Here is a 21,863-nt window from a genome sequence, read left to right as displayed (position 1 = left end):
TCCTTCCTCTCAGGGGGCCCGTGATGGCTCAGGAGCTGGTGATCGCGTTGGTGGCGGTGCTCTGCGCCGCGGCGCTGTACGTGGCCTCGGCGGCGCGGGTGATCCGGCAGTACGAGCGGGGCGTCGTGCTGCGGCTCGGCAGGCTGCGGGACGAGGTGCGGCGGCCGGGCTTCACGATGGTCGTGCCGGGGATCGACCGGCTGCGCAAGGTCAACCTGCAGATCGTCACCATGCCGGTGCCCGCACAGGACGGCATCACCCGGGACAACGTAACCGTCCGCGTGGACGCCGTCATCTACTTCAAGGTGGTCGACCCGGCGAGCGCCGTCATCGCGGTGGAGGACTACCGGTTCGCCGTCTCGCAGATGGCCCAGACCTCGCTCCGGTCGATCATCGGCAAGAGCGACCTGGACGACCTGCTGTCCAACCGCGAGAAGCTGAACCAGGGGCTGGAAGTCATGATCGACAGCCCGGCGGTCAGCTGGGGCGTGCAGATCGACCGGGTGGAGATCAAGGACGTCTCGCTGCCGGAGACCATGAAGCGGTCCATGGCCCGCCAGGCCGAGGCCGACCGGGAGCGGCGCGCCAGGGTGATCAACGCCGACGCGGAGCTCCAGGCCTCGAAGAAGCTGGCGCAGGCGGCCGGCGAGATGTCCGCCCAGCCCGCGGCGCTCCAGCTGAGGCTGTTGCAGACCGTGGTCGCCGTCGCGGCCGAGAAGAACTCCACCCTGGTGCTGCCCTTCCCGGTGGAGCTGCTCCGCTTCCTGGAGCGCGCGCAGCAGCCGGCGGCGGAGACGGGGCACGACGAGCCTGCCGCGTCCTCCGGTCCGGCCGTACCTGTCGCCGCCTCCGGCCCGGCCGTACCTGCCGCCCTGTTCGACCCGACCGCACCGGCCGCCGGATCGGCCCCGGCGGAGCCGTCCTCCTCGGAGAAGCCGTTCGCACATCACTGAGCGTGGTGGGCCCGCTCGCGGAGCAGGGTGGGCGCCCGGTCGGTTCCTGCGGCGCTGAGCTGGGGTGATGCGGCAGGAGTCCGGAGTGTCAGACCTCCCGCCTAGACTCGCGGAGTCAGCACATTCCGTGCCGACGGAGACCGTGGATCAGGTGGGAGGGGGTGGCGGACATGACGGCACGGGCCCGTGAGGGCGAAGCGTGGGACACCGAGGGCGCGCCCCGGACCGCCGACGTCGGCCGCCTGCTGCGCTGCGCGGCGGTCTTCCTGCCCGGCGCGGTGCCCAGGGACGGCCGCATCGCCTTCTGGGACCCGCACGCGGACGGCCGGGACCCGCACGCGGACGGCGGCCCGGGGCGCGGTGAGGGTGCTCAGGCGTGGAGCGGCACGTCCTTCGCGTACGCGGACGCCACCGGGCACCCCGACTCCGTCCCGTACACCGGCGCCCGGCTCACGGTCGTCCGCCCGGACCCGGCGGCGGGCCCCGGGCGCGTCCGCACCACCGGGGCGCCCGCGGCGCTGCTGTCCGTGGCCGACGCGCTGCCCCTGCTCGTCCGGGCCCGCCATCACGCGTCCGCCCACCCCGCCACCCGCTGTTGGGGCGCGGCCGCGCTGCACGCCCTTCAGCTCGTCGCGCGCGGCAGGCTCCTCCCCGGACTCACGGCGGACGGCCACGACGCCTGGCGGGCCGGCCCGAGGGACGCCGAGGACGTCGCGCATCTGCGGGCGGTCGCCGCCGCCCTGCCACCCGAGGGGCGCGCGGTGCCCGTCCCCGCTTCCGCGCCGCCCCGGCTCCCCGACTCCGAGGCCCTGATCGGGTCGTTCCTGGACGCCGTCGCCGACACGCTGCCGCGCACGCCCGCCGCCGCGTTCGCCATGGGCGCCCCGTTCGCCGCCCGCGAGGCCCAGCATCTGCCCCATGCCGCCGCCTGGGCCGTCGAGGTGTCCTCGGGCCTGGACGCGGGCGTGCGGGTCTCGCTGCGCCTGGACCTCTCCGCGTACGAGCTGTTCGACACCGCCGACACCTACGCGGTCACCGCCGCCCGCGAGGGGGCGGAGGCCGCCGACGGATCCGCCCGTCCCGAGCACCCGGACGATCCGGCGGTCCGCCATGCCGCCGCGGCGATCGTGCAGGTCCACAGCCTCGCCGACCCGACGTACATGGTGGACGCGGCCGCCCTGTGGAACGGCGCGGCGGGCGAGCCGTTCGGGCCGCGCTCCCGGGTCGACGCGGTGCTGGCCCTGCGCCGCGCCGCCCGCGTCTGGGCCCCGCTGGAACGACTCCTGGGGCAGCCCGTCCCCGACGTCCTCGCGATCACCGAGGACGAGCTGTACGAGCTGCTGAGCGACGCCGGATCCCGGCTGGCCGCCGCCGGGGTCGGCGTGCACTGGCCGCGCGAGCTGGCTCGTTCGCTCTCCGCGGCCGCCGTCGTGCGGCCCGCGCCCGGATCGGCCACCGACGGCACGTCCTTCTTCGACGCCGAGCACCTCTTCGCCTTCGACTGGCAGCTGTCCCTGGGGGACGAGCGGCTGACCGAGGCCGAGATGGACACCCTGGCCGAGGCCCACCGCCCGGTGGTGCGGCTGCGCGACCAGTGGGTGGTCGTCGACCCCGCCCTCGTACGCAAGGCGCGCAAGCGGGAGCTGGGGCTCCTGGATCCGGTGGACGCGCTGGCCGTCGCCCTCACCGGCAGCGCGGAGGTGGACGGCGAGCGGGTGGACGCCGTGCCCGCCGGGGCGCTGGCCGCCCTCCGTACGCGGATCCTCAGCCAGGACCTGACGATCGCGCCGCCGCCCGGCCTCGACGCGACCCTGCGCGACTACCAACTGCGCGGCCTGGCCTGGCTGGACCGGATGACCTCGCTCGGGCTCGGCGGCTGCCTCGCCGACGACATGGGCCTCGGCAAGACGATCACCCTCATCGCCCTCCATCTGCACCGGGCCCACCCCTCGCCCACCCTGGTGGTCTGCCCCGCCTCCCTCCTCGGCAACTGGCACCGCGAGATCAACCGCTTCGCCCCCGGCGTCCCGGTGCGCCGCTTCCACGGCACCGACCGCACCCTGACCGATCCGGACGGCGGCTTCGTCCTCACCACCTACGGGACCATGCGCTCCAGCGCGACCCAGCTGGCCGAGCAGAGCTGGGGCCTGGTCGTCGCCGACGAGGCGCAGCACGTCAAGAATCCGCACTCCACCACGGCCAAGGCGCTGCGCACCATCCCCGCCCCGGCCCGGGTCGCCCTCACCGGCACCCCCGTCGAGAACAACCTCTCCGAACTCTGGGCGCTCCTCGACTGGACCACACCGGGACTGCTCGGCCCCCTCAAGGCGTTCCGGGCCCGGCACGCCCGGATCGTGGAGAACACCGGCACCGCCGCGGGCCTGGGCAACGAGGAGGCGGTGGAGCGGCTGTCCCGGCTGGTGCGGCCCTTCCTCCTGCGGCGCAAGAAGTCCGACCCCGGCATCGCCCCCGAGCTGCCGCCCAAGACGGAGACCGACCACCCCGTCCCCCTCACCCGTGAGCAGGCCACGCTCTACGAGGCGGCCGTCCGCGAGACGATGGCGCAGATCGAGGCGGCGGAGGGCATCGCCCGCCGGGGTCTGATCATGAAGCTGCTGACCTCGCTCAAGCAGATCTGCAACCACCCCGCCCAGTATCTGAAGGAGGAGCCCACCCGGCTCACGGGCCGCTCCGGCAAGCTCGCCCTCCTCGACGAACTGCTCGACACGATCCTGTCCGAGGACGGCTCGGTCCTGATCTTCACCCAGTACGTGACGATGGCGAAGCTCCTCTCCGCCCACCTGGCCTCCCGCTCGATCCCCTCCCAACTCCTGCACGGCGGCACGCCGGTGCCCGAGCGGGAGCGGATGGTGGACCGCTTCCAGTCCGCCGAGGTCCCCGTCTTCCTGCTCTCCCTCAAGGCGGCCGGCACCGGGCTGAATCTGACCCGCGCCGCCCACGTCGTCCACTTCGACCGCTGGTGGAACCCCGCCGTGGAGGAACAGGCCACCGACCGGGCGTACCGCATCGGCCAGACCCAGCCCGTCCAGGTCCACCGGATCATCGCCGAGGGCACGGTGGAGGACCGGATCGCCGAGCTGCTGGAGTCCAAGCGGGCCCTGGCGGACGCGGTGCTCGGCAGCGGGGAGAGCGCCCTGACCGAGCTCAGCGACCGTGACCTCGCCGACCTCGTATCCCTGCGGAGGCCCGCATGAGTCCCCGCATGAGCCCGCGCCCGACCACCGGCCCGGCCGCCCGGCGAACGGCCCCCCGCGCCCGGCCGGGACCGGACGATCTGCGGCGCACCTTCGAGGCGGTGCCCGCCCGCACCTCCGCCGAGGGCGAGCCCTTCGCGGCCAGTTGGTGGGGCCGGGCCTGGGTGGACGCGCTGGAGTCGCTGTCGATGGACGAGGCCCGGCTCGCCCGCGGCCGTACGTACGCCGACGACGGCCAGGTCGCGGCGATCACCGTCACCCCGGGGCGCGTCGTCGCCTATGTGCACGGCAGCCGGGCCCGCCCCTACCGCGCCGAACTACGGCTGCGCACCTTCACCGACCCCGGCTGGGAGACCCTGCTCGACGCGGTCGCCGCCCACCCCGGCCATCTGTCCGCGCTGCTGGCCAAGGAGATGCCGCACTCCCTGGCCCACACCGCCGAGGAGGCCGGGGTCCGGCTGCTGCCCGCCGCCGACGACCTCGACCCCAGCTGCACCTGCCCCGACCACGGGCGGCCCTGCAAACACGTCGCCGCCCTCTGCTTCCAGACGGCGCTGCTGCTCGACAGCGACCCGTTCGTCCTGCTGCTGATGCGGGGCCGGGGCGAGCGCGAGCTGCTGGACGAGCTGGGCCGGCGCAACGCCGAACACTCCGCCCGCGAGCGCCCCGCCGCCCCCGCCGTCCCGTCGGTCGGGGCCCAGGAGGCCTTCGCCGGACGCTTCCTGCCCCCGCTGCCGGCACCCCTCCCCGTCCCGCCGCACCCCGGCCAGCCGCCGTCGTACCCGGATCTGCCGGGCGCCCGCGACCCGCTGGGCCTGGACCACCTCGCCACCGACGCCGCCGCCCGCGCCCACGCCCTGCTGACCACGGGCCGCGATCCGCTGGCCGGGCTCACCGCGTGGCAGGACGCCGTCCGCCTCGCCGCCGCACGGCCGACCGCCGGGCTCACCGCCACCACCCGCGCGCTCTACCGGGAGCTGGCGTACGCCACCGGCCGCACCACCACCGACCTCGCCCGCGCCGTCGCCGCCTGGCGCCAAGGCGATGCCGAGGGCCTCGCGGTCCTGGAGACGCCCTGGGACCCGCCGGCCGGCCCCTTCGACCGGGCCAGGCCCGCGCTCGCCGCCGCCGGCTTCCCGCGCTTCACGCCCTGGCGCAACCACCTCACCCACCCGGCCGGTTCGCTCCAGCTCCGCTTCGGCCGCGACCACCGCTGGTACGGCTACGAATCCGACCCCGGCAGCGAGGACTGGTGGCCGCGCGCCGCCCCGGACCCCGACCCGGTGACCGCCCTCGAAGCGCTGCTGGCCGGTGACTCGGTCGCCGACGCCTCCGGGACCGACCCCCACTACGTACGGTAAAACCCTTGGCCGGCGGGGTGTTGCCCCTGTTAGCGTCCTCGACGTGGCGAAACTCAATCAGATCATCGCAGTGGAGAAGGGCGTCAAGTCCAAGGCACACCAGGACCTGACGGCGGCACATCACGGCCTCCAGAAGACCGGACTGCTGGCCGGTATCTCCCGGACCTACCAGCCCAAGGACGAGGAGGGCGAGCAGCTTCCGCCCGAGTCGACGCTGGTGCAGGTCAAGGCCGAGGACGTGCTGCGGGACACCGCGGCCACGCTGACCCGGCTCTTCGATGTGACCGCCACGAAGGACTGGGCGAACTGCTCGGCCAGGGCCGATGTGTCGGTCGACGGCCGGGTGCTGGTGAGCGAGGTGCCGGTGTCGTATCTGCTCTTCCTGGAGAAGCAGCTGACCGACCTCAACACCTTCGTCCGCAAGCTGCCCGTGCTGGACGCCGCCGAGGCCTGGGTGCAGGACCCGTCGACCGACTCCTGGAAGACCGAGCCGGTCCGCACGCTCCGTACGAAGAAGGTGCCCCGCAACCACGTCAAGGCGGAGGCCACCGACAAGCACCCGGCGCAGGTCGAGGTGTACTACGAGGACATCCCGATCGGTTACTGGACGACCGTGAAGTTCTCCGGGGCGCTGCCCGCGCGGCGCGTCAACGAACTGCTGGACCGGATCGAGAAGCTCCAGCAGGCCGTGAAGTTCGCCCGCGAGGAGGCCAACGGCGCGGAGGTCACCGACCAGCGAGTGGGTGATGCGGTATTCGGTTACCTCTTCGGGTGACCGACCATGGATTCCCCGGCCGCCGTCCATGGGGGCCGGGGTGCGCGAGGAGCGCAAGCTGAAACTGAAGCTTGTCGTGAAGGCGCGGTACCAGTGGAGGTTCGACTCCTCCCTCCGGCACGGGCCGGAGTAGCCCAAGCAGGCAGAGGCAGCCGCCGTCAATCTCAGACTCTTGCTCCAGACTCAGCATTCGCCGCCGATCGCCGGATCGAACGGGCCCGGGCCCACGCGCGTCGAAATGCCGGTTCAAGTCCGGCCCGCAGAGCTCCGATCTGCGGTGGTCCAAAGGCAGGACGCGACGACATCATGACTGACCCGGACTCTTAAACGTGCCGGCGTGCCAGATGGGTGGCACTCTCAGGGCCCGGAGGCCGGCTACGCCTCCGGGCCCGCTCCCGTTTCCACGGGAGGCGCAGGGCACAATGCAGGGCGTGCAGGGGACAACAGACGTGCAGGGAACACCGGACCCGCAGGACACACCGGACACGCAGGACACGCAGGGTAGGCAGGACACGGCCAGGAGGCTGCGGGCCGTCTGCGACGAGGTGTCGGACCGGTTCTACGAGCGGGCCGAGGTGGTACGCACGCTGGTGGTGGCCCTGCTGGCCGGGCAGCACTCGCTGGTGCTCGGCCCGCCCGGGACGGCGAAGTCCGAGATCGCCCGGGAGCTCACCGGCAGGATCGACGGGGCGGCCTACTGGGAGATCCTCCTGTCGAAGTTCACCGCGCCGACGCGCATGTTCGGTCCGGTCGACGTCGCCGCGCTGGCCCGGGGCGAGTACCGCCAGGTCTACGAGGGCCGGGCCACGACCGCGCATGTCGCGTTCATCGACGAGATCTTCAAGTGCTCCACCGCGGCGCTGAACGAGACCCTGGGCTACCTCAACGAGCGCATCTACCACCCCGAGAGCGGCGGCGAGCCGATCCGCTGCCCGCTGATCGGCGCCATCACGGCGAGCAACGAACTGCCCACCGGGGACGACACGGCCGCCATCTACGACCGGCTGCTGGTGCGGATCGAGGTCGGCTACCTGGCGGACCCCTCGAACTTCGCCGAGCTCATCCGCTCCGCCGTCAGCCGCCCGGAGGCCCCGGCCCGGACCACGGTGGAACTGGCCGCGCTGCAGCACGCCGTGACCGTGGAGGTCCCGGCCGTGGACGTTCCCGACGCCGTCGTGGACGCGGTGTGCGTGCTGCGGGCCGCCCTACGCCGCAAGGAGCTCGTCGCCTCCGACCGCCGCTGGCGGCAGGCGGTGGGGCTGCTCCAGGCGTCCGCGTACCTGGACGGGCGTACGGCGGTCGCCGAGACCGACCTGTCGGTGCTGACCCATGTGCTGTGGGACTCCCCGGCGCAGCGCCCCATCGTCGAGCGCGAGGTCCTGCACCTGGTCAACCCCGACGCCAAGGAGGCGCTCGACCTGGCCGACACCCTCGACGAGCTGGAGGCCCAACTCGACGCCCTGGCGGGGCAGTCCCGCGAGGTGCTGAGCGACTGGGTCATCAAGCAGGCCCACAACAAGCTCGCCACGGCGGGCAGGCGGCTGGAGAAGCTGCGCGAGGAGGCGGCGGGCGCGGGCCGCTCCACCGCCACCATCGACCGGGTCACCGGTCGTCAGCGCGCCGTCCGCGCCCGCGTGCTCACCGAGGCGCTGGGCATGGACGCCGCCACGGCCCAGGCCCAGCTCTGAACGCCGGGACGTGGCCGGAACCCACCGCCACTGCCACCGCTATCGCCGCCGCCGGACATGCCGGGGCCGTGGTCGCGGACCGGTTCGAACGGTTCACCTGGCGCGACACCTACGAGCAGTCGGCCGGACTGCGTGACCTGGCCGAGGCCCTGGAGGCGGACCACGACCACGCCACCGACCTGCTCATTGATGTGTTCCTGGCCGCGTACAAGGTCGGCCCGCGGCTGCGCGAACCCGCGGAGATGAGGCCGTCCCGGCTGGTCAACCACCAGCTCCTCACCCAGCTGATGGCGTCACCGGACTTCGCAGAGCTGCGCCGGGAGACCGCGGGCGATCCCTATGCCGCCGCCATGGCCGTACTCGCCCAGTCCGCCGCGCTGCGCCGGATGCTGGAGAGCTCCCGGGACGCCCGGGGGCAGGCCGAGCGGGCGGAGAAGGCCCGGCAGACCGCCGAGGACGCGGCGGCGGCCGTGGGCGAGGCGCTCCAGCGGGCCGCCGACGGAGCCGCGGCGGACGGCGCCGCACCGGCCGAAGCGGACGGCGGCACACGGCCCGAAGCGGACGCCGACGCTCCGGACCCCGCCGATGCCGTCCGCCGGGCGGTCGAAGCCGCCGAGGCCGCCGGGGCCGCCGGGGCCGCCGCGCGGCAGGCCGCCCAGGACGCCGCGCACACCGCCGCCGGGGCCCCGGGCATCCGCGCCGCCGCGCGTGACGGGGTGGCGAAGGCGGCCGGGGCCGTCCGGCAGGAGGCCGCACTGATGCGGGCCTGGGGTGTCGGCCCCGGCGAGCTGCAACGTATGCCGTTCGACCGGCGTGCCCGGCTCGCCGAGCGGCTGCGCACCGGCCGTCTCGCCGCATGGGCGGAACTGATCGGCCGTTTCCGGCAGATGGCCGACGGCGAGCGGGCCCGCAAGGTGGAGAACGCCACCGGCGAGCTGATCGGTGTCACCCTCGGGGACGACCTCTCCCGCCTGATCCCCTCCGAACTGGCCCATCTCGGCCTGCCCGCGACGCGTGCGGTCTTCGCCGCGCGCTACGCCGCCGGGGAGCTGATGCTCTACGACAGCCAGGGGGAGCAGTCCACGGGGCGGGGGGCCGTCATCGCGTGCGTGGACACCTCCCATTCCATGTACGTGGCGGGGCCCGGCGGGGTCACCCGGGAGGCGTGGTCCAAGGCGTGCGCCCTGGCGCTGCTCGACCAGGCCCGCCACGCCGACCGCGATTTCGTCGGCATCCTGTTCTCCGCCGCCGACAAGGTCCAGGTCTTCCGCTTCCCGGCCGGACGGTCCGCCGGCATCGACCGGGTGCTCGACTTCGCCGAGACCTTCCTCGGCGGCGGGACCAGCTACCAGGCGCCCCTGACCGCGGCCCGCGAGCTGCTGGAGGAGGAGTTCGACGAGGCCGCCGCCCTGCGCGGCGACATCGTGATGATCACCGACGACGAATGCGGTGTCACCGAGGAATGGATGCGCGGCTGGAAGGACGCCCGGCGCCGGCTGGGCTTCCGCGTCTTCGGCCTGGCCGTCGGCGCACCGCGCGCCGCCGACACGGGCTCGGTCCTGGACGCGCTGTGCGACAACCTGCGCTCCATCGAGGACCTCACCGACGTCCACGCCGCCGCCGACCTCTTCCGCCTCATCTGACCCCGAGCACCCCGAGCGACCGCGGCGGTCGGGTCACCGGCGGTATCCGTCTCACTGGCGGTATCCGTCCAGGAAGCGGCCGATGCGGCTGATCGCCGCGTCGAGGTCGTCGGCGTACGGGAGGGTCAGGATGCGGAAGTGGTCCGGGCGCGGCCAGCTGAAGCCCGTGCCCTGCACCACCTGGATCTTCTCCCGCAACAGCAGGTCCAGCACGAACTTCTCGTCGTCGACGATCGGGTGCACCTTCGGGTCGATGCGGGGGAAGGCGTACAGCGCGCCCTTCGGCTTCACGCACGAGACGCCCGGGATCTCGTTCAGCCGCTCCCAGGCCCGGTCGCGCTGCTCGTGCAGCCTGCCGCCCGGCGCGACCAGCTCCCGGATGGACTGCCGGCCGCCGAGCGCGGCCTGGATGGCGTACTGCGCCGGGGCGTTGGGGCACAGCCGCATGGAGGCCAGCATGGTGAGGCCCTCCAGGTAGTTGCGGGCGTGCTGCCGCGGACCGGACACCACCATCCAGCCGGACCGGAAGCCGGCCACCCGGTACGTCTTCGACAGCCCGCTGAAGGTGAGGCAGACGAGGTCCGGGGCGAGGACCGCGGCGCTGTGGTGCTCGGCCCCGTCGTACAGGATCTGGTCGTAGATCTCGTCGGCGAACACCATCAGGTGGTGGCGGCGGGCCAGATCCAGAATGCCTTCGAGGATCTCGCGCGGATAGACCGCGCCGGTCGGGTTGTTCGGGTTGATGATCACGACCGCCTTGGTCCGGTCGGTGATCTTGGCGGCCATGTCGGCGAGATCCGGATTCCAGTCGGACTCCTCGTCGCAGACGTAGTGCACGGCCTTGCCGCCCGCGAGCGTGGTCACCGCCGTCCAGAGCGGGAAGTCCGGGGCCGGGATCAGCACCTCGTCGCCGTCCTCCAGCAGCGCCTGCACCGCCATGGAGATCAGCTCGGAGACCCCGTTGCCGAGGAACACGTCGTCCACGCCGACCTCGGTCAGCCCCATGGCCTGGTAGCGCTGGACCACCGCGCGCCGGGCCGAGAGGATGCCGCGCGAATCGGTGTAGCCGTGCGCCTGCGGCAGCATCCGGATCATGTCCTGGACGATCTCCTCGGGAGCCTCGAAGCCGAAGAGCGCGGGGTTGCCCGTGTTGAGCCGGAGCACGCTGTGGCCCGCCTCCTCCAGGGCGTTGGCGTGCTCGATGACCGGGCCCCGGATCTCGTAGCAGACCTCGTTGAGCTTGCTGGACTGCCGGAACTCCATGCGCTGCCTCCCGAGCCGAATTGCGATACTTGGTTTTACCAAGCTTCAGCTTGGAAAGTCCAACAACATGTCTAGACTGCGTCGCATGCCACGTCAGCAGCAGCCAGCAGCACGCCCCGCCCGTCGCCGGAGCTACGACCAGTTCGACGCCACCGCCCGCGCCCTCGACTCCGTCGGCGACCGGTGGACGCTGCTGATCGTCCGTGAACTGCTGGGCGGGCCGCGCCGGTACACGGACCTGCACGCCGATCTGCCCGGCGTCAGCACGGATGTGCTGGCCTCCCGACTCAAGGACATGGAACAGACCGGACTGGCCCTGCGCCGCAAACTGCCGCCCCCGTCGGCGGCGTCGGTCTACGAGCTGACCGCCCGCGGCCACGGCCTGCTGCCCGTCCTCGCGGCCCTCGCCGCGTGGGGAGCGCCCGCCCTCGCCGAGCGCCGCCCGACCGACGCGGTGCGGGCCCACTGGTTCGCGCTGCCGCTGCTCGGCGCCCTCACCGGGATCGCCCAGGAGGGCGTCCTCGAAGTCCGGCTCGACGAGGGGGAGTTCCACCTCCATGTCGGCGGGGGAGCGGGGGCCGTGCTGCCGGGCGCCGAGGCGTACGGACCGGTGTACGGATACGGCCCCGCCGACCGCCCCGACGCCCGGATCGTGCTGGACGCCGGGGTGTGCCTGGAGCTCGCGCAGGGCGGGGCGACGCTCGCGGAGGCGGTGAAGGACGGCCGCGTCGAGGTGTTCGGCGAGGGCCCGCTCGCCGCCGGACTGCGCGGCGCCTGAGTCTCCCTCGCGGAATCCGTCCCGATCTCCTTCACATGAGCGTCCCGCCGCCGGTCCGGCGATGATGGACCCGTGCGACTCGAAGCGATCACCTGGGAACGGCTGGCCGGCGAACTGGCCCGGCACGGCGACGGGCTGTCCGCCGCCGACGGCGGCCCCTGGCTCGCGTTCGGCATCGACGGCGCCCCGGCCGCCCGCACCGGCGAGAGCGCCGAGCGCATCGCCCAGGAGCTGCGGCTGCTCGGCCGCTCGGTCCTCGTGGTGTCCACGGAGGGCTTCCTGCGCCCGGCGAGCCTGCGCTTCGAGTACGGGAAGCGGGACCCGGACGCGTACGTCGACGGCTGGTACGACACCGGGGCGCTGTGGCGCGAGGTGTTCGGGCCGCTGGAGGCGGGCGGCTCCGGCCGGGTGCTGCCCGATCTGTGGGACCCGGTGACCGACCGGGCCACCCGCACGCCCTACCATGCGCTGCCCGAGGGCGGGGTGGTCATCGTGCACGGCCCGTTCCTGCTGGGGCACTGGTTCCCGTTCGCGCTGAGCGTCCATCTGCGGCTGTCGCCGGGGGCGTTGCGGCGGCGCACGGAGGAGTCGGAGCGCTGGACCCTGCCCGCCTTCGCCCGGTACGAGGACGAGGTGTCGCCCTCGGAGCGGGCGGATGTGGTCGTGCGCGCCGACGACCCGCTCCATCCGGCGTGGTCGGGGCCGGTCGTCCCCTGAGGCGGCGGGTCCGTGCGCCGGCGTGGTCAGCGCAGGCGGGTGGCGGCGATCCCGCCGTCCACGTCGATCGTCGCCCCGTGGATGAACGTGGCCTCGTCGGACGCGAGGAAGCGGACCGCGTACGCGATGTCGACAGGACGTACGGGAAGGCCCGCCGGCGTTCCCTTCGTCATCTCGGCCAGCTGGTCCGCGCTCGTCGAGGTGCCCCGCGTGGCCGTCGCTCCCGGCGCGACGGTGTTCACGCGGACCCCGCGAGGCCCGTACTCCGCCGCCCACGCGCGGGTCAACTGCTCGACAGCGGCCTTGGTGGCCGGGTACAGGGCCTTGTAGGGGACGCCCACCCGGGCCATCCACGAGCCGATGTTCACGATCGCGCCGGATCCTCGCTCAGCCATGGACGGCGCGAGGGCGGCGACCAGGACGTGCGGGGCGCGGATGTTGGTCGCCCACAGTGCCTGCATGTCTTCGTCGGTGACGGTCTCGGTGAGGAAGCCCGGGTACACACCCGCGTTGTTGACGAGGATGTCGACCCTCCCGCCGAGCGTGTCCTGGGCGCGCCGGGCGAAGGCACGGATCTCGGCCGGTTCCGCGCCGAGGTCCGCGATGAGCGCGTGCGCCCGCCCGCCGGCCCCGACGATCGCGTCCACGACGCCTTGCGCCCGGCCGGCGTCGCGGCCGCTGACGACGACCTCGGCGCCCGAAGCGGCGAGGACGTGGGCGATGGCTTCGCCGATTCCGCCCGATGAACCGGTGACCAGCGCGGTCCGTCCGGCAAGCGTGGTGTCGGCGGTGAGGGAGGTGAGGAGTTCTTCGTTCGTTCGCATGCCTCCAGCGTCCGGCTCCAGGGCGTCGTGCCGCTTGCCCGACACGATCGTTCTCTTGCCGGATCCTCTGCCGGATTCTGTGCCGGATCCGCTGCCGGGACACAGTCGGACGGTATGAGCTTGGATGACCGTATGGACGAAGTGACGGCCCGGAGTCTCGATCGAGCGGCCGAAATCGTGTCGCGGCGGGTGGACAGCCGGACGCCGGCCGAGGCCCTCGGGCTCCGCCTCAGCCACGTCACCGCCCCGACCGGGCCGGCGTACCAGCGCTACACGCCCTCCCTGTCCGTCGTCCTCGCGGGGCGCAAACGCTCGATCGTGGGCGACGACGACCGTATCTGGGGCCGTGACCGGTTCATCATCACGCCGGTCGACCTCCCCGTGATCTCGGCCGTCGTCGAGACGGAAGGCCCGCGCGGCTTCCTGGCGGCCAGATACCGGCTCGCCCCCACACTCGTCGCGGAAGTGGCCGCCGCGATGCCGCGCGCCGACCGGCCGCCCGGGGTGACGGACCGACTCGGCACCTGGTCGCCCGCTCTGGCCGACGCGTTCGCTCGTCTTACGGGCCTTCTCGACGAGCCCGAGAACATTCCGGTCCTCGGCCCGCTGCTTGCACGGGAGATCGTTCTGCGTCTCCTGCAGACCGACCAGGCGCCCAGGGTCCTCGCCGCGGTCGGCGACCACGATCCCGTCGTGCCGCGGGCCGTGCGCCTCCTCACCGACCGGATGGCCGAGCCGTGGTCGATGAGCGGGCTCGCCGCCGCGGTGGGGACCAGCCAGCCGACGCTGTTCAGACGCTTCAGGGAAGCGACCTCCATGACGCCCGTGCAGTACCTCAAACGTCTTCGGCTCGGCGAGGCCCAGCACCGCATGGTCGTGTTCGGAGAGTCGGCGGCCCGGGCCGCCTCGGCGGTCGGCTACCGAAGCGCTCCGCACTTCTCCCGCGATTACCGCCACCTCTACGGTCGGACGCCCGCAGCGGATGCCTCACGCCTGCGGGAGCAACTGCACCAGCGCGGAAGCGAGGACTGGCTCGCTGCGAACGGGTGACGCGGGACGGCGGGCCCCGGTGAACGAGCTCTGGCCGGTCCTGGTGGCCGGTCGGCCGGAAGCGGTCGCTAAGGTGACCGGCCATGACGACAAACGACCAGGTCCCCGCCTCCTTCGCCGTACACATCCCGGACGCCGAGCTCGTACCGGAACCCCTCGATCCGGCGCAGATCGTCTCGGGCGATCCCGTGGTGACGGGGAAGGTGCTGTGGGAATCGCCCGACGGCCGGCAGATCCGCGGCATCTGGCAGATCACGCCCGGCGTGGTCACCGACACCGAGGCGAACGAGCTGTTCGTCGTCGTCAGCGGCCGGGCGACGGTCGCGGTCGAGGGCGGGGCGACGCTGGAGATCGGCCCGGGGGACGCCTGCGTCCTGCGCGAGGGCGACCGGACCACCTGGACCGTTCACGAGACGCTCCGCAAGGCGTACCACATCAGCCTCTGACGTCTCCCGAGCCGTTGAGGTCTCCCGGCCGCCGCAGGCCCCGGCGCAGGGCGAGCGCGGCGACGGGCAGCAGCAGAGCGGCGCCGACCGCGTTCAGCAGGCCGTACCCCCACTGGGCGACGATCACCCCGGCCGCCGCCCCGCCGACGCCCGCCGCCGCGCTCATCGTCAGGTCCGACAGCCCCTGCACCGCCGCCTGGGCGGACTGCGGCACCGCGTCGGTGAGCAGCGCCGAACCGGCGATCATCCCCGCCGACCAGCCGAGGCCCAGCACGAACAGGCCCAGGGCGGTCTGGCCGTGCCGGGGCCCGGCGGTGCCCGCGAGCAGCGCGGCGAGGCTCAGCAGCCCGACGGCCAGGCCGATCACGGCCAGCCGGCCGAACCGGTCGGCCAGCCACCCCATCACCGGCGAGAACGCGTACATGCCCGCGATATGCCCGCTGATGACGAGCCCGATCAGCTGGAGGTCGGCGCCGTGCCGGCCGAGGTCGACCGGGGTCATGACCATGATCGACACCATGGCGGTGTGCGACACGGTGACCGTCACCAGGGCCAGCCGCGCCATCGGCGACTCCCGGACCGCCTCGATCCCGGCGCGCAGGGATCGCTTCGGCGGCTCCACCGGGCCCTCCGGGGCCAGGGCGCGGGCGGTGAGCAGCGGATCCGGGCGCAGCGCGAGCGCCACGACGAGCCCGGCGAGCAGGAACACACCGGCCGAGCACAGGAACGGCCCGGCCGCCTCGGGCACCGGGGTACCGCGGAACAGCCGGCTCGCCGGGGCCGAGATGTTGGGCCCCAGCACCGAGCCGATCGTGGTCGCCCAGACGACGGTGGAGATCGCCCGGCCCCGCCGCTCCGGCCCCACCAGGTCCGCCGCCGCGAACCGGGCCTGGAGACCGGCCAGGGACCCCGCGCCGAACGCGGCCATGCCGAGCAGCAGCAGCGGGAAGCTGGGCAGCATCGTGGCGAGGACCACCAGCCCACCGCCCAGCGCACCGATCAGATAGGCGAGCACCAGGCCGGACCTGCGGCCCCGGGAGGTCATCAGGGCGGCCAGCGGCAGCGACAGCAGCGCCGTGCCGACGACGGACGCGGTCGGCGCCAGCCCGGACAGCGCTTCGGATCCGCTCACCTCGGCGGCCAGCATCGGGGCCAGGGCGATGCCGATGGCCACACCGAGGCCGCCGAGTATCTGGCTGACGATGAGCACGGCCGACGTCCGGCGCTGGAGAGCGGGCAGCCCGGCTGCCGTGACCTGAGGGAAGGGGAGGGGGGTCGTCACCGGCGCAGTGTGCCACCGCTCGGCCACCGCCATACACCCGGGCGGGTGAACGCCCCCCCGGACGGTGATCGACCGGACGCGCCAGGGAGGTGTTCCGGCCATCCTCCGGGGCAAGCGGCTGCCGGAACAACGGCTGCCGGAACAACGGCTGCCGGGGCAAGCGGCTGCCGGAGCAACGGCTGCTAGAACAGCGGCTGCGGCAGGACCCCCTCCAGCGCCAGCAACTGCCGCTTGGTCTCCGTACCGCCGCCGAAACCGCCCAGGCCGCCGTCGCTCTCCACCACCCGGTGGCACGGCACCACCACCGGCAGCGGGTTGGCCCCCATGGCCGCCCCCACCGCCTGCGCCCCCTCCGGCCGGCCGACCCGTGCGGCCAGCTCCCCGTACCCGACGACCGTCCCGTAGGGCACCCCGGACGCCAGCTCGCGAAGCACCTCACGGTGGAACCCCGAGGTCAGCGACCAGTCCAGCTCGAGGTCGAAGTCCTCCCGCTCGCCCGCGAAATACGCCGCGAGCCTGCCTATGGGCTCGGCGAGCCGCGCCGAGCCGGGCGCCTCCACCGGCTCCGCGCCGAATCGGGCCCGCAACCGGCCGAGCATCGCGTCCCGTACGTCGGGGCGGGCGTGGAAGGACACACTCACCAGGCCGGCCCCGGTCGCGGCGAGCAGCAGCGGGCCGATGCCGCTGTCCACGACGGACCACTCGACGGCCGGCTCGCCGCCGGTCCCGTAACTGTTCATGCCGACCACCGTACGACCGCCCACTGACAACGGCGGTCCCGTCGGCGGAAAGCCGACGGGACCGCGGACGCGCTGCCGGTCCGCCGCTTCAGCTCGTCGCGTCGCGCACCACGTCGGGGAAGTTGGTGATGATGCCGTCGACCCCGTAGTCACGGGCCTTCACCGCGTCCGCCGCCTTGTTGACCGTCCATGTGTTCACCCGCAGCCGCTTGCCGTGCGGGCCCTTGAGCCGCTGGACGGCCGCCACGTAGTCGGCGCCGATCGTCGCGTACGAGGGGTTGATCTGATCGGTGAACGCCGCGTACGAGGGCAGGTCGGCCACCGCGGGGGTGCCCAGGAAGCCGGTCGTGATGTCGGGGCGCAGGGTGTGCACCTTCTTCACGCTGTCGGCGCCGAAGCTCTGGATGACCAGCCGGTCCCGTACGTGGGAGCGGTCCAGCCACCCCGACCGCCCCAGCACCCGGATGATGTCCCGCTCGATGCCGGGGTAGGTCTCCGGGCTCTTGATCTCCAGGAGCAGCTTCTGCCGGTTGCGCTCCAGGCGGTGCAGGAACTGGGTGAGCGTCGGCACCCGGGCCCCGGTGAACTGCGCTCCGAACCAGCTGCCCGCGTCGAGCTTCGCCAGCTCGGCCGCGGTGAAGTCCTTGACCGCCCACGGGGCCCGGTCGGGGAAGACCTGCTCGGCGTCCGTCGTGCGCTTCAGGTCGGTGTCGTGCAGGACGACGAGCTCCCCGTCGCGGGTGCGGTGGACGTCGTTCTCGACCCAGTCGATGCCGAGGGCGTCCGCGGCGTCGACGGCGGCGAGGGTGTTCTCCGGCGCGTAGCCCGATGCCCCCCGGTGGGCCACGACGACCGGGGCCGTGACCGGGGCCGTGACCGGGGTCTGCCGCTCCGGAGCCTCGGGCCGGTCGGCGGGCAGCAGCAGGGCGCCGGCGCCGAGCAGGGCGGCGGCCGTGGTGGAGGCGGTTGCGGTGCGGACGAACACGGGGACTCCTCACGTCGGGAGTGTGCGGACACGCAGAGAGTGACAGCGGCCCGCCAACGCCCGGCGGGGCCGCGATGGCCGCGGAGTGAACGGAACCTTCGGTCCCGGGGACCACCGCGGGAGCCCGGCCCGACGGCGTACCGATAAAATGTGCTTTCTTTGTCTGCCTGCCGGGACTCGCCCCTTGGGGACCCTCCTCGACCCCGGGCTTTCTCGAAGGGCGTGCGCGCATGCAGGGAACGGTCGACGGATTCACCTACGGCCTGGTGACTCCGGTCGCGGCATTCCTCATGGCCGCCCTGGGAGCCGCCCTCGGGCTCCGCTGCACCACCCGGTCCCTCCACACCGCACGCTCCTGCCGGGCCGGCTGGCTGGCGCTGGGCTCGCTGTCCATCGGCTCCGGGGTGTGGACCATGCACTTCGTCGCGATGACGGGCTTCACCGTCCAGGAGGCTCCGATCTCCTACGACAAGCCCCTCACCTTCTCCGGCCTGGCCGTGGCCGTGGTGATGATCGGCATCGGCATCTTCATTGTCGGGTACCGGGGCGCGACCCGCATGGCGTTGATCACGGGCGGCACCATCACCGGGCTCGGCATCGCCTCCATGCACTATCTCGGCATGGCGGGCATGCGCATGGACGCGCGGTTCGCGTACGACACGACCCTCGTCGTCCTCTCGGTGCTGATCGCCGGCGTCGCCGCCACCGGCGCGCTGTGGGCGGCGGTCAGCCTGCGGGGAGCACTATCCGGCCTCGGCGCGAGCATTCTGATGGCCGTCGCGGTGACCGGTATGCACTACACCGGCATGGCCGCGCTCGATGTGCATCTGCACCTGCCGCCCACCCTGCCGAACGACCTGGCCGACGTCCTGCCCCGCGACCGGCCCGCCGAGATCATCGGCCCGATGCTGGCCGGACCCGCCTGCTTCCTGCTCCTCGCCGCCGTCGTGCTCCTGTTCGACCCCCGGGCCATGACGGGCGAACCCGACCCGTACCCGCGGGCCGGGCACCACCCGCGAAGCATGGTCCGCGAGGGTGCGGGAGGGCCGCGGTACCGCTGATCCGGGGCCGTTGTCAGTGGCGAGCCGTACGGTGGTTGCATGCGGCCCGTTTCCAAGATCGAACGTTCGGTGGCGCCCTTCGAGGTCGTCAGTCCCTACCAGCCCAGCGGCGACCAGCCGGCGGCCATCGCCGAGCTGGAGCGCCGTATCCGCGCGGATGAGAAGGACGTCGTCCTGCTCGGCGCGACCGGCACCGGCAAGTCGGCGACCACCGCCTGGATGATCGAGAAGCTGCAGCGCCCCACCCTGGTGATGGCGCCCAACAAGACCCTCGCCGCCCAGCTGGCCAACGAGTTCCGTGAACTCCTCCCGAACAACGCGGTGGAGTATTTCGTCTCGTACTACGACTACTACCAGCCCGAGGCGTACGTCCCGCAGTCGGACACCTACATCGAGAAGGACTCCTCCATCAACGAGGAGGTCGAGCGGCTGCGCCACTCGGCGACGAATTCGCTGCTCACCCGGCGCGACGTCGTCGTGGTCGCCTCCGTCTCCTGCATCTACGGCCTCGGTACGCCCCAGGAGTACGTGGACCGCATGGTCCGGCTCGAGGTCGGCGAGGAGATCGACCGCGACCAGCTGCTGCGCCGCTTCGTCGAGATGCAGTACAGCCGCAACGACCTGGCGTTCACCCGCGGCACCTTCCGGGTCCGGGGCGACACCATCGAGATCTTCCCGGTCTACGAGGAGCTCGCCGTCCGCATCGAGATGTTCGGCGACGAGATCGAGGCCCTGTCCACGCTCCACCCGCTGACCGGCGAGATCATCAGCGAGGACCCCATGGTCCACGTCTTCCCCGCCAGCCACTATGTCGCCGGGCCCGAGCGTTTGGAGAAGGCCGTCGGCGGCATCGAGCGGGAGCTGGAGCAGCGCCTGGCCGAGCTGGAGAAGCAGGGCAAGATGCTGGAGGCCCAGCGACTGCGCATGCGCACCACGTACGACATCGAGATGCTCCGCCAGATCGGCTCCTGCTCCGGCGTCGAGAACTACTCGATGCACTTCGACGACCGTGCGCCCGGCACCGCCCCCAACACCCTCCTCGACTACTTCCCGGACGACTTCCTCCTCGTCCTGGACGAGTCCCACGTCACGGTCCCGCAGATCGGCGCGATGTACGAGGGAGACGCCTCCCGCAAGCGGACCCTCGTCGACCACGGCTTCCGGCTGCCGTCCGCCATGGACAACCGGCCGCTGAAGTGGGAGGAGTTTCTGAAGCGGATCGACCAGACGGTGTATCTCTCCGCCACCCCGGGGAAGTACGAGCTCTCGCGCGGCGACGGGTTCGTCGAGCAGATCATCCGCCCCACCGGCCTCGTCGACCCCGAGGTCGTGGTCAAGCCCACCGAGGGCCAGATCGACGACCTGGTCCACGAGATCCGCAAGCGCACCGAGCTCGACGAGCGGGTCCTGGTCACCACGCTCACCAAGAAGATGTCGGAGGACCTCACCGACTACTTCCTGGAGCTCGGCATCCAGGTCCGCTATCTGCACAGCGACGTCGACACCCTGCGCCGCATCGAGCTGCTGCGCGAACTGCGCTCCGGCGAGTACGACGTGCTCGTCGGCATCAACCTCCTGCGCGAGGGCCTCGACCTTCCCGAGGTGTCCCTCGTCGCCATCCTCGACGCCGACAAGCAGGGCTTCCTGCGCTCCGGCACCTCGCTCATCCAGACCATCGGCCGCGCCGCCCGAAACGTGTCGGGCCAGGTCCACATGTACGCCGACAAGATCACCCCGGCCATGGCGCAGGCGATCGACGAGACGAACCGCCGCCGGGAGAAGCAGATCGCCTACAACACCGAGCGCGGCCTCGACCCGCAGCCGCTGCGCAAGAAGATCAACGACATCGTCGCGACCATCGCCCGCGAGGAGATCGACACCGAGCAGCTCCTCGGCAGCGGCTACCGGCAGGGCAAGGACGCCAAGACCCCGGTGCCCGCGCTCGGCGGCAAGGCCGCCAAGGGCGGCGCGAAGGGCAGGGCGGCCTCGCCCGGCGCGGTCCTCAGCGACCGCCCCGCGACCGAACTGGCCGGGATCATCGAGGAGATGACCGAGCGCATGCGGGCCGCCGCCGCGGACCTCCAGTTCGAGGTGGCCGCCCGGCTGCGCGACGAGGTCGGTGAACTGAAGAAGGAACTGCGTCAGATGAAGGAAGCGGGCCTCGCCTGACCCCGGCTCCGGGTGTGTTGCAAGACCGACACAAAAACGGACCGAGCCTGCTGCCGCCCGGGGTGGAATGCGTAGGGTGCGGGGAAACCGCACACGGATGGTTGCGGGGCAATGCCGAGAGGGGACAGCGCGTGACGGTCAATATGACCAAGGGTCAGGCCATCAGCCTGCAGAAGAGCGACGGGGGGACCCTGACCGCGGTACGGATGGGGCTCGGCTGGCAGGCGGCTCCGCGCCGCGGCCTGTTCGGCTCGCGCACCCGCGAGGTCGACCTGGACGCCTCGGCGGTGCTCTTCGCCGACAAGCAGCCGGTCGACGTCGTGTTCTTCCGCCACCTCGTCAGCGACGACGGCTCGGTCAAGCACACCGGTGACAACCTGGTCGGCGGCGCGGGCTCCGGCGGCGACGACGAGGCGATCCTCGTCGACCTCCAGCGCGTGCCGGTCCACATCGACCAGATCGTCTTCACGGTGAACTCCTTCACCGGGCAGACGTTCCAGGAGGTCCAGAACGCCTTCTGCCGCATCGTCGACGAGACCAACGGCCAGGAGCTCGCCCGGTACACGCTCGACGGCGGCGGCCAGTACACCGCCCAGATCATGGCGAAGGTGCACCGCGCGGGCAGCGGATGGCAGATGACGGCCCTCGGGAACCCGGCCAACGGCCGCACCTTCCAGGACCTGATGCCGTCGATCCTCCCGCACCTGTAGGACCAGGTCCGGTCGGGCACGACCGGCACCGAAACGGGCAGGGGCAGCTCCCGGCGGTACCCGCCGCCGGGAGCTGCCCCACGCACGGCACTCACGCACGGCACTCACGTACAGCCACGCGCGCACGGCACACCGCCACGCACGGCACAGCACGAACGCTGCATCGCATCGGCACCGCGCCCACGGGCGAGCGGGCCATCGTC

Annotated in this window: 18 protein-coding genes and 1 pseudogene; 14 read left to right on the top strand and 5 right to left on the bottom strand. The window is 72.6% G+C overall.

Annotated elements, in window-relative coordinates; translation table 11 throughout:
* The first annotated feature begins 23 nt into the window (after positions 1 to 23).
* The 7 genes and pseudogenes from ACIQPT_RS17740 (at position 24) to ACIQPT_RS17710 (ending at position 9,635) form a co-directional block, all read left to right on the top strand.
* A complete protein-coding gene (locus tag ACIQPT_RS17740; protein ID WP_401156808.1) occupies positions 24 to 953 on the top strand; it encodes a slipin family protein in 930 nt (309 codons plus the stop codon).
* 170 nt (positions 954 to 1,123) lie between these two features.
* Complete coding sequence (locus tag ACIQPT_RS17735) at positions 1,124 to 4,168, top strand: SNF2-related protein (RefSeq protein WP_401156807.1); 3,045 nt, start codon at positions 1,124 to 1,126, stop codon at positions 4,166 to 4,168.
* An 8-nt stretch (positions 4,169 to 4,176) separates the two neighbouring features.
* Complete coding sequence (locus ACIQPT_RS17730; RefSeq protein WP_401156943.1) at positions 4,177 to 5,529, top strand: SWIM zinc finger family protein; 1,353 nt, start codon at positions 4,177 to 4,179, stop codon at positions 5,527 to 5,529.
* 43 nt (positions 5,530 to 5,572) lie between these two features.
* Entirely contained in the window at positions 5,573 to 6,304 is a 732-nt protein-coding gene (locus ACIQPT_RS17725) for a hypothetical protein (RefSeq protein WP_401156806.1), read from the top strand.
* A gap of 34 nt (positions 6,305 to 6,338) precedes the next feature.
* Positions 6,339 to 6,424: pseudogene (locus ACIQPT_RS17720) on the top strand.
* Positions 6,425 to 6,726: 302 nt separating this feature from the next.
* Entirely contained in the window at positions 6,727 to 7,992 is a 1,266-nt protein-coding gene (locus ACIQPT_RS17715; protein ID WP_401156805.1) for an AAA family ATPase, read from the top strand.
* Positions 7,989 to 9,635, top strand: a complete 1,647-nt coding sequence (locus ACIQPT_RS17710) for a VWA domain-containing protein (protein WP_401156942.1) — start codon at positions 7,989 to 7,991, stop codon at positions 9,633 to 9,635. The genes ACIQPT_RS17715 and ACIQPT_RS17710 overlap by 4 nt, the downstream gene beginning before the upstream one ends.
* 51 nt (positions 9,636 to 9,686) lie before the next feature.
* Here the strand turns inward: ACIQPT_RS17710 and ACIQPT_RS17705 are convergent, their stop codons facing one another.
* Positions 9,687 to 10,898 carry a pyridoxal phosphate-dependent aminotransferase gene (locus tag ACIQPT_RS17705; protein WP_401156804.1) on the bottom strand — a complete coding sequence of 404 codons (1,212 nt, stop codon included), beginning with the start codon at positions 10,896 to 10,898 and terminating at the stop codon, positions 9,687 to 9,689.
* A gap of 85 nt (positions 10,899 to 10,983) precedes the next feature.
* Here ACIQPT_RS17705 and ACIQPT_RS17700 point away from each other — a divergent pair, with 85 nt between their 5' ends.
* Together ACIQPT_RS17700 and ACIQPT_RS17695 are read left to right on the top strand one after the other, a co-directional pair.
* A complete protein-coding gene (locus tag ACIQPT_RS17700; protein WP_401156803.1) occupies positions 10,984 to 11,676 on the top strand; it encodes a winged helix-turn-helix transcriptional regulator in 693 nt (230 codons plus the stop codon).
* 72 nt (positions 11,677 to 11,748) lie between these two features.
* A complete protein-coding gene (locus ACIQPT_RS17695; RefSeq protein ID WP_401156802.1) occupies positions 11,749 to 12,393 on the top strand; it encodes a uridine kinase in 645 nt (214 codons plus the stop codon).
* Positions 12,394 to 12,419: 26 nt separating this feature from the next.
* On the opposite strand, the gene ACIQPT_RS17690 is transcribed toward ACIQPT_RS17695, so the two are convergent.
* Entirely contained in the window at positions 12,420 to 13,217 is a 798-nt protein-coding gene (locus ACIQPT_RS17690) for an SDR family NAD(P)-dependent oxidoreductase (protein ID WP_401156801.1), read from the bottom strand.
* Positions 13,218 to 13,349: 132 nt separating this feature from the next.
* Here ACIQPT_RS17690 and ACIQPT_RS17685 point away from each other — a divergent pair, with 132 nt between their 5' ends.
* Positions 13,350 to 14,267, top strand: a complete 918-nt coding sequence (locus tag ACIQPT_RS17685; RefSeq protein ID WP_401156800.1) for an AraC family transcriptional regulator N-terminal domain-containing protein — start codon at positions 13,350 to 13,352, stop codon at positions 14,265 to 14,267.
* Between the two features lie 83 nt (positions 14,268 to 14,350).
* Positions 14,351 to 14,713 carry a cupin domain-containing protein gene (locus ACIQPT_RS17680; RefSeq protein WP_030079545.1) on the top strand — a complete coding sequence of 121 codons (363 nt, stop codon included), beginning with the start codon at positions 14,351 to 14,353 and terminating at the stop codon, positions 14,711 to 14,713.
* Here the strand turns inward: ACIQPT_RS17680 and ACIQPT_RS17675 are convergent.
* The 3 genes from ACIQPT_RS17675 to ACIQPT_RS17665 form a co-directional block, all read right to left on the bottom strand.
* Positions 14,703 to 15,923 (bottom strand): MFS transporter, encoded by a 1,221-nt coding sequence (locus tag ACIQPT_RS17675; protein ID WP_401156941.1) that lies wholly within the window; start codon positions 15,921 to 15,923, stop codon positions 14,703 to 14,705. The two genes, ACIQPT_RS17680 and ACIQPT_RS17675, sit on opposite strands and share 11 nt — an antisense overlap.
* Before the next feature lie 254 nt (positions 15,924 to 16,177).
* Complete coding sequence (locus ACIQPT_RS17670) at positions 16,178 to 16,735, bottom strand: methylated-DNA--[protein]-cysteine S-methyltransferase (protein ID WP_401156799.1); 558 nt, start codon at positions 16,733 to 16,735, stop codon at positions 16,178 to 16,180.
* 88 nt (positions 16,736 to 16,823) lie between these two features.
* Positions 16,824 to 17,720: a glycerophosphodiester phosphodiesterase family protein gene (locus ACIQPT_RS17665; protein ID WP_401156798.1), complete on the bottom strand. Its 897-nt coding sequence runs from the start codon at positions 17,718 to 17,720 to the stop codon at positions 16,824 to 16,826.
* 230 nt (positions 17,721 to 17,950) lie between these two features.
* Here ACIQPT_RS17665 and ACIQPT_RS17660 point away from each other — a divergent pair, with 230 nt between their 5' ends.
* From ACIQPT_RS17660 to ACIQPT_RS17650, 3 genes are all read left to right on the top strand, one after another.
* Positions 17,951 to 18,781, top strand: coding sequence for an MHYT domain-containing protein (locus ACIQPT_RS17660; protein ID WP_401156797.1), 831 nt, complete (start codon positions 17,951 to 17,953; stop codon positions 18,779 to 18,781).
* Positions 18,782 to 18,820: 39 nt separating this feature from the next.
* The gene (gene uvrB / locus ACIQPT_RS17655) at positions 18,821 to 20,950 is read left to right on the top strand and encodes an excinuclease ABC subunit UvrB (RefSeq protein ID WP_401156796.1); all 2,130 of its coding nucleotides are present in this window, start codon (positions 18,821 to 18,823) and stop codon (positions 20,948 to 20,950) included.
* 131 nt (positions 20,951 to 21,081) lie between these two features.
* Entirely contained in the window at positions 21,082 to 21,660 is a 579-nt protein-coding gene (locus tag ACIQPT_RS17650; RefSeq protein ID WP_359623216.1) for a TerD family protein, read from the top strand.
* The last annotated feature ends 203 nt before the right edge of the window (positions 21,661 to 21,863 follow it).

This window comes from Streptomyces sp. NPDC091289 (assembly GCF_044757365.1).
GTDB lineage: Bacteria > Actinomycetota > Actinomycetes > Streptomycetales > Streptomycetaceae > Streptomyces.
This window is presented reverse-complemented; position numbering and strand designations above follow the sequence as displayed.